Annotated in this window: 8 protein-coding genes; 2 read left to right on the forward strand and 6 right to left on the reverse strand. The window is 66.4% G+C overall.

Features of this window, described 5'->3' with window-relative positions; genetic code table 11:
• Positions 1-6: 6 nt before the first annotated feature.
• From ACIQ3R_RS11960 to ACIQ3R_RS11970, 3 genes are all read right to left on the reverse strand, one after another.
• Positions 7-813, reverse strand: a complete 807-nt coding sequence (locus ACIQ3R_RS11960) for a DUF3667 domain-containing protein (RefSeq protein ID WP_397418766.1) — start codon at positions 811-813, stop codon at positions 7-9.
• 107 nt (positions 814-920) lie between these two features.
• Positions 921-1,703 (reverse strand): enoyl-CoA hydratase-related protein, encoded by a 783-nt coding sequence (locus tag ACIQ3R_RS11965; protein WP_397418768.1) that lies wholly within the window; start codon positions 1,701-1,703, stop codon positions 921-923.
• 50 nt (positions 1,704-1,753) lie between these two features.
• A complete protein-coding gene (locus ACIQ3R_RS11970) occupies positions 1,754-2,284 on the reverse strand; it encodes a gamma carbonic anhydrase family protein (RefSeq protein WP_397418770.1) in 531 nt (176 codons plus the stop codon).
• Between the two features lie 289 nt (positions 2,285-2,573).
• On the opposite strand from ACIQ3R_RS11970, the gene ACIQ3R_RS11975 reads away from it, so the two are divergent.
• Positions 2,574-3,350, forward strand: coding sequence for a PhoH family protein (locus tag ACIQ3R_RS11975; RefSeq protein WP_397418772.1), 777 nt, complete (start codon positions 2,574-2,576; stop codon positions 3,348-3,350).
• Between the two features lie 180 nt (positions 3,351-3,530).
• Positions 3,531-6,191: a TonB-dependent receptor gene (locus ACIQ3R_RS11980; RefSeq protein ID WP_397418774.1), complete on the forward strand. Its 2,661-nt coding sequence runs from the start codon at positions 3,531-3,533 to the stop codon at positions 6,189-6,191.
• Here ACIQ3R_RS11980 and ACIQ3R_RS11985 read toward each other — a convergent pair whose 3' ends face one another.
• The 3 genes from ACIQ3R_RS11985 to ACIQ3R_RS11995 all read right to left on the reverse strand — a co-directional run bounded on the left by ACIQ3R_RS11985 (position 6,192) and on the right by ACIQ3R_RS11995 (position 7,852).
• Complete coding sequence (locus ACIQ3R_RS11985) at positions 6,192-6,527, reverse strand: hypothetical protein (protein WP_397418776.1); 336 nt, start codon at positions 6,525-6,527, stop codon at positions 6,192-6,194.
• 5 nt (positions 6,528-6,532) lie between these two features.
• Positions 6,533-6,877, reverse strand: a complete 345-nt coding sequence (locus tag ACIQ3R_RS11990) for a hypothetical protein (RefSeq protein ID WP_397418778.1) — start codon at positions 6,875-6,877, stop codon at positions 6,533-6,535.
• A 108-nt stretch (positions 6,878-6,985) separates the two neighbouring features.
• Positions 6,986-7,852 (reverse strand): SPOR domain-containing protein, encoded by an 867-nt coding sequence (locus tag ACIQ3R_RS11995; RefSeq protein ID WP_397418780.1) that lies wholly within the window; start codon positions 7,850-7,852, stop codon positions 6,986-6,988.
• Between the last annotated feature and the right edge of the window lie 266 nt (positions 7,853-8,118).

Genomic DNA, 8,118 nt, shown 5'->3' on the forward strand with positions numbered 1-8,118 from the left:
GCCGGATCACATCATCCCCAGCCAGAGGATCGACAGTCCGAACATCCCCAGGGCCACGCCGCAGAAGATCAGCAGCACCACGGTCCGCCAGGCGGCTGAGACCCAGCGCAGCCCATAGGCGCCCTTGAGCTGGAAGAACATGTGCGTCGGAACCGCCAGCACCAGCGCCGTCGCGCCGGCCTCTGACACGGGTCCGCCGATCCGGTTGGCCAGCGCCGTCAGCAGGACCAGGGCCGACATGAAGGTCAGCGAGTAGAGGACGAAGACGCCGTGATCGTAGAGCGTCGTGCCGCGCTTCCAAAGAAACAGCAGGGCCACGAAGGGAACCGAGATCGGGACCAGCAGGAACGAGAATTTGTAAAAGGTCTGCTGCAGCTTGTAGATCGTCAGGTCCGGGTTCTCGAGCTTGTGGCGGATCTTGGCGTCCAGTTTGGGATCTCCGGTGTCGAGTTGGCCCTCACGCGCCAGCCGGACCATGGCCGCCCTCCAGTCGCCGTCGCTCTGGATTTGGATTGCGCCGTCTCGCGCCTCGCCGGCCTGGGCCTGGATGCGCGCCGCCGCCGCCCGCGCCTCCTGGGCCACCGGCCGTTCCGCCGGCGCCGGCACATAGCTCAGCGCCATGAACATGACGAAGACGGTGAACAGAAACAGCGCCAGGGGGCTCACATAGCGAGCCCGCTGTCCCTCGATCCAGCCGCGCGTCAGCCGCCCCGGCCGGAACGCCAGCATCGGCAGCGTCCGCCATGCGCGGCTGTCGAAATGGGCCACCCCGTGCAGCAGTTCCTCGCCCAGGTGGGCGAGGGTGCGATGCACGTGAGCCTCGTTACCGCAATGATGGCAGTAGCGGCCCAGCGTCTGGGCGCCGCAGTCGGCACAGAGCGGATGAGCCGACGGCGTATCCGCTGCCTTGGGCGAAGGGGCTACCGCCCCTTCCACTGCGGGGCGCGCTTCTGGGCGAAGGCCAGCGGGCCCTCCTTGAAGTCTTCAGAGGTGTAAAGGGCAGCCACCGCCGGATAGCGATTCTGCCCCTTGAGCGCGGCTTCCAGGCTCGGCTCGTCGAGGCCGCGATAGACCGCCTCTTTGGACGCGCGGATCGACATTGGGCCCAGTTCGCAGATGGTCTTGGCCATGGCCCGGGCTGCGTCCATCAGGCCCGCGGCCGGCGTAACCTGATCCACAAAGCCCAGCGCCTGGCCCTCTGCGGCCGACACGCGGCGCGCGGTGAGGATCATGGCCATGGCCCGCTTGGTTCCGATGGCGCGAGGCAGACGGTGCAGCCCGCCCGCCAGCGCCGCCAGCCCGACGCGCGGCTCCGGCAGCGAAAACACCGCCTGATCGGACGCGATGATGATGTCGCAGGCCAGCGCGATCTCGAAGCCGCCGCCCATAGCAACCCCGTTCACCGCCGCGATCAGCGGCTTGGCGAGGTCGAACCGGCTGGTCAGGCCCGCGAAACCCGAGGCCGGATTGCCCATCTTGCCGCCCGAGGCTTGATGCTTGAGGTCGTTGCCTGCCGAGAAGGCCCGCTCGCCGGCTCCGGTGACGATGCCCACCCATTGGTCCGGATCGGCCGCGAAGGCGTTGAGCGCCTCGTCCATTTCGAAGTGCGCCGGCGAATGCAGCGCGTTCATCACTTCGGGCCGATTGAGCGTGAAGATGGTGACCGGTCCGTCCCGGTCGACCTTGATGTACTGATAAGACATGGCGCTGCTCCTCTTATGGGCCCCACCGTCGGCGCGCGACGCTGGGGAGGTCAAGACGCCTCGCGCAACTCGCGCCGATACCGTTTCCAGTTCTCCACATAGTGCAACGCACCCAGCGCGACCCGCGCCGCCTGCTCGGATGAGAGTTCGCGCACCACCTTGCCCGGCGCGCCCATCACCAGCGAGTTGTCCGGGATTTCCTTGCCCTCGGTGATCAGGCAGCCGGCGCCGATCAGGCAGTTCTTTCCGATCACCGCGCCGTTCAGCACCGTGGAGCCGATGCCCACCAGACTGCCGTCGCCGATAGTGCAGCCGTGCAGCATCACCATGTGGCCGACCGTGACGTTTGCACCGATATTGAGCGGCGAGCCCGTATCCGTGTGCAGAACGCTGCCATCCTGCACATTCGAGCCCTCGCCGATGGTGATCGGATCGTTATCGCCGCGCAGCACGGCGCCCCACCAGATCGAGGCGTTCTTCTTCAGTACAACTCGCCCCATCACGGCGGCCGTTGGCGCAATCCAGTATTCGTCATCTTTCGGTAATACAGGCGTCACATCTCCGAGACTGTAGACAGGCACGTGCGCGTCCTTTTTCTTGATTGAGGGGTCTGTTTAACGATTTCGAAACCACGTTAGGATCATTCTAGTGATGCGATTCGAAGGGGCAATTCCGTTCGTTCGCAGCCGCGTTGGACTGGAGTGAATGGCGTCACGCCGAACGTTCCCCCGGGCGTCAACGCCCGGACCGACCCAGCCAGAGGGACCTCCGGTCGCCTCGAGCCATCGCCACCGCGACTCCACCAGGGCGCTCCCGCACGGGACGCCCTTTTTTCTTGTCCCCGATCCTATGGATTTACAAGGAGACCACATGAGCAAGCGAGCTCTGAAGCGACAACTGCGCGAAGGCGCGTTCGACGCCGGTCAATTCGAGGGGGATGACAAAATTCGGAGGCTCCCGGTCGATCGGGGGTGGTCGCCGCTCCAGCACCACAATGATGATCGCGAACAGGGACGCGAGCAGGCCTATCTCAAGACCATCAAGGCCAAGTCGCCCGGCCAGCAGGCGCTGATCGACGCCGTCGACGCCAAGAACCTGGTTCTGGCCCTGGGCCCGGCCGGAACCGGCAAGACCTATCTGGCCATCGCCAAGGCGGTGGAGGCCCTGGAGAGCGGCCGGGTGGGCCGCATCGTGCTGTCACGCCCCGCCGTCGAGGCCGGGGAGAGCATCGGCTTCCTGCCCGGCGACGCCGAAGACAAGCTCGCACCTTACCTGCGCCCGCTCTACGACGCACTCTCCGACCGTCTCTCGATGAAGCGGGTGCGCGCCCTGATGGCCGAGGGCGCCATCGAGATTGCGCCGGTGGGCTTCATGCGCGGCCGCACGCTGAACAACGCCTTCGTGGTGATCGATGAGGCGCAGAACTGCACCTACATGCAGCTCAAGATGCTTCTGACCCGCCTGGGCTGGCATTCCACCATGGTGGTCACCGGCGATCCCAACCAGTCGGACCTTCTGCCCGAGCTCTCCGGCCTCGGCCCCGTCGCGGCCAAGCTGGAGGCGGTCGGCAATATCGCCGTCGTGCGCCTGCAGGACCGCGACATCGTGCGTCACCCCCTGGTGGCGGAGATGCTGGGGGTCTTGTGAACGCGGGGCGTGGCGCGGGGCGTTACGGGCCCCGCCCCTGCCCGCACCTCGCTCGCCCTCAACCCTTCGGCTGTCTCACAGTACGAAATCGTCACACGGGTTGACGTCGCGGCCACCATGCCGGACATTCGAATTTGGACGCCACAAAGGCGCCATAAATGAGCTTGGGGGAACGTCCGGATGCTTTCGCGCAAGTCGATCCTATTGTCGTGCGTTTTCGCCCTCGCGGGCGGCGCGGCCTACGCCCAAACACAGACCCAATCCTCGGCGAACGAGATCGAAGAACTGGTGGTCACCGCCGAAAAGCGGGAACAGAGCCTGCAGGACGTGCCGGTCGCCATCTCGGCGTTCACCGATGAGCGCCGTGAAGTCGTCGGCATCAACTCGGTTCAGGACCTGACCAACTTCACGCCGGGCCTGGCCTATTCCACCAACAATGACCGCGCCTCGCTGCGCGGCATCGGCCGGTTCTCGAACAACCGCTCAACCGAGGGCGGACTGGCGATGTACAACGACGGCTTCTACACCTCGTCGGTCACCGCCTTCGCCCAGTCGACCATGTTCATCGAACGCACAGAGGTGCTGCGCGGACCCCAGGGCACGCTCTACGGCAAGAACGCCATCGGCGGCGCGCTCAACATCATCTCCAAGCGCCCGACCGACGAGTTCACCGCCGAAACCCGCGCCTCCTACGGCAGCTATGACGCCAAGGTCGGCGAAGCCATGATCTCGGGTCCGCTGTTCGCGGGGATCCGCGGGCGGCTCGGGGGGTCCTACAGCCACGTCGGCAAGGGCGTGTTCGAGAACCTGAATCCCGCGACGCCCGATGAGGGCGGCCGCGGCGCTTTCTGGAACGTCGAAGGCCAGCTCGATGGTTCACTGGCCGATGGCAAACTGGATTGGTGGCTGAAGCATTCGCAGGCCGAGTGGCACACGCTGGGCCGCGGTCCGGGCGGACGCACGACCGCCGCCTACGGCTTCCGGGTCAACGACAACCCGTTGCAGGCGCCGTTCACCCCGAACTCAGCCGCCTTCGGATTGGCCTCGGCGCTGCCGGGGAACACCTGCCAATTCTGCTACAACACGGATGACGGCAACTATATCAATCTCGAAAGCCAGACCACGACCCTGAACGTTACGTTCCACGCCGATAGCTTCGACATCCGTTACATCACCGGCCTGACCTATTACGACTACCGGCTGCAGACGGATCTGGATGGAACCTCGCGCCAGGCGCCGTTCCTCCTGGGGCCGCTTCCGAACCCGCTGTTCGGCCTGCCCGGCCAGACTGCGACGGTGAGCCCGGTCTACTTCCCGCGTCAGCACAACCAGTACCAGGAAGAGGTCTGGTGGTTCTCCAACGAGATCAACATCGCCTCGACCAACGACAGTCCGCTGCAGTGGCTGGTTGGGGTCTATCAGTATCGTGAGGGCTCGAACTACAGGCTCTCCGACGCCCGCTTCCCTGACGACGCGCGGTTCGAGACGCCGATCCTGTTCAACGCCGCCGCCCCGACCGCCACTGTCGCAGCGGCGCCCAATCCGCTCCGCCGCTACGCGGTCGGCGAATCCGAGAACAAGAACGAGTCCTACGCGGCCTTCGGCCAGATCGACTGGCAGGCCACAGAGCAGCTCAAGGTCACGGCCGGACTGCGCTACACTCGTGACGAGAAGACCTCGTTCGAGGGTGCGCGACTGTTCTGCCTGTTCACCGCTGTCTGCCCCGTCTCGCGCGTCAATGGTCGCCCGGTAGACGTCACGGCTGTCGGCGCGCCCGGGTTTACCACCATCAATGGCGTGCAGGTCACCGACCCCGCAGTGGTCGGCGGCGTCGCCGGCATCTACACCGACCCGACCACCGGCCTGCGCCACCGCCTGCTCAATGAAAAATGGAGCGCCGTAACCGGCACCCTAGGCGTCGACTGGAAGCCCGATCCCGACACCCTGGCCTATGCGAAGGTCTCTCGCGGGTACAAGGCGGGCGGCTTCGACTCCGGAACCACGACCCTGCAGACCTTCGTGACTACGGACAAGGAAATCATCGACGCTTACGAAGTCGGGCTGAAGAAGACCTTCGGCGGACGCCTGCAGGCCAACGTTTCGGCGTTCTACTACGACTATCAGGACATCCAGATCCCGCTGTCGTTCTTCAACGAGACGCTGGGCGCGAACCAGACCCGGTTCGTGAACGTGCCCAAGGCCGAGAACTTCGGGCTCGAGATCGAGACCATCTGGCAGCCGATCGACCGGCTGCAGATTCTGGCCAACTACTCGTACCTGAACGCCAAGATCAAAAAGGGCGTTTTCTCGCCCGATCCCGACGATCCGCTGGCGCTGCAGCCCGGCGCACAAATCGCGCCGGCGTCCGTCCAAGCGCCCAACGCCTGCATTCCAGGCCGTACGCCGCCGGCCTGCTCCCTGCTGGTCAACGTGAACCAGGACCTGAGCGGCTATCGGTTGCCGTCGTCCACGCCGCACCGCGTGGCGATCAACGCCAACTACACCTGGGACATCGGCGCGGGGAACCTCACCCTATCGGGCAACTATGTCTGGCGGGCGGCGACCTACTATTCGGTGTTCAACACCTACTACAATCGGGCCAAATCCTACGGAACGAACGACTTCCGGGTGCTGTTCAACGATCACGACAACAAGTGGACCGTTATCGCCTCACTGAAGAACGCGTTCGATCAGCGTGGTTCAGCAGGCGTCAGCGGAGGGCGCATCAGCAACAACTCTGTGGCCAACAACGTGAACCACCCGCTGTTCAACCGCGTGAACCAGACGGTGTCCTACATCATGCCGCGCACCTACAGCCTCGAGATCCAGCGGCGGTTCTGATCACCGGCAGGCGGCGATGACGCGCTCGAGATCTTCGAGCCGTCGTTGCCGCAGCAGCCGGCCGGCCGCCAGCAGCTGATAGCGGTCGGCGGCGCCGGCGGCGCTTCGCAGCGCCTGATCCGTGTCGGGATACCGCGGCGCCGGCGGCAGGTTGCGCGGCACACAACTCCGCGCCGGCAGACGGATCACCCGGGGCGCGGGCTCGGCCGCGGCCGGCGGCGGCGAAGGGGTCACCACGGGCGTCGGCGGCGTCGGCGCGGGCTTTGGCTTCAGGGATTGGCACCCCGCCAGAGCCAGGGTGGCCGCAGCCAGTCCAATGCCTCGGTGCGCCTTCATCCGGCTCATCGCTTCAGATTCTGCAGCACGACCCGATCGGCGCTCTCCATCCGCGCGCAGGCGTCTATGCCCTCCGGCGAGGACGCCAGCAGGGCATCGGCGTCTGCCGGTCCACCGCCACGGCGGGCAAACTCCGCCTCCAGGGCTTCCCGGCGGGCATCGGAGGCGCGACAGGCGGCCACTTCCGCTCTGAGTCCAGCTTGGGCGGTCTCGGCCGCCCGGGTCAAACTTGCAAGCCTGGCCTCGTACCGCGACTGTTCGGCTCGCCAGCCTGCGGTGGATACGACAAGCGCCGCAGCCAATCCGAACGCCACGGCCGTCGCGACCGGTCCGGTCACGGGACTGGTCAACACGCGTCTCAGCCCACTCAGCATGAGGTCTCCTCGGCGGACGCAAACAAGCATGCGGTCGTCCCCGGCGCCACTATGCCTATACTCGCCTCATGCGCGCATCGCGATTCAACCCACAGGGGAACGCTTTCTTGAATCGGTCCGCAGGAAGCAGTCCCGCCCGCCCGCCTTAACCGCCGCGCAGAAGGCCCGCGCCTCATTGGCGTCTGCGAACCCGCCCACCAGGGCGCGGCGCCATATCCGACCGCCAACCTCCGCCTGTTCGATCCAGGTCGGCCGGCCACGCACCTGGGCGGCGAGTCGCGCGAACAGGCTGCGCGCCTCAGCGTCCGACACCACAGCCCCCACCTGCGCGGCAAGGCCCGAGGCGGCGGCCGGACGCGCCGCCACAATCCTGGGCGTGGGCTCCGGAGCCGCCACTGCGGCCGGTGCGGGCGGCGGCGGGGCTGGACGCGGGTCGATCCTGGGGGCCAGCGGGGCTTCGGGGGTCGGCGGCAGAGCCGCCGCCGGCGTCGCATCAACCGGCGGATCAACCTGCGCGACCCTCACCGCAGCGGACTGGAACGGCCCCTTGAAGCCGCTCTCGCACGCCGCCCGCCAGGCGTTGTCCAGGGCCGTGCCAGGTTCCGGCCGCCGCCACTCCGTCTCAGCCGGGCGCAGTACGCGGAGGTCTCCCAACAGATTGCGTTGTGGATAGCCGGTTGTCTCGCCCAACCGAACCCGGCGGTTGGCGCAATCGGCGCTCATCGAAACATGCCAGGACAGCGCGTTTGTGCGCGCTTGCGTCTCGGCGCTCAGCGCCTCGGCGCGGATCACGACGCGCGGCCCGGCGCCACCGCCGGCCGGAAAGGTGGATACAACCGAGGTCAGGGCCTGGGCGGTCACCGCCACGACCCGCTCCGGCGCGATGTCGGTCTCCCGCTGCAACCAGAGAAGCAACGGCTCGCGTTCCAGCGACGCGGGAAAGGACATCATGTCCTGCGCCGTAGCGGCGCCCGCGCACGCCCACCCCGCCGTCGTCAAAATCCAGGTCCGTAGCCAACGACTCATCGCACCTCGCTCCCGCGCGAAGCGTGTTCGGGTTGCCCGCCGCGCGCAAGTGCCGACGCAGGCTCGGCCGCGCTACTCAATTTGGGCAACAGTTTTCGCGTCCGGTCACCAATCGTCAGAACTTTGCTGCGTAGGTGGGACGATCAATTCGGCGCCTTTCACCCGCATTGATCATTTGGAGTTGCATCTGC

Origin of the sequence: Phenylobacterium sp., from assembly GCF_044371015.1 — a bacterium.
Taxonomy (GTDB): domain Bacteria; phylum Pseudomonadota; class Alphaproteobacteria; order Caulobacterales; family Caulobacteraceae; genus Phenylobacterium.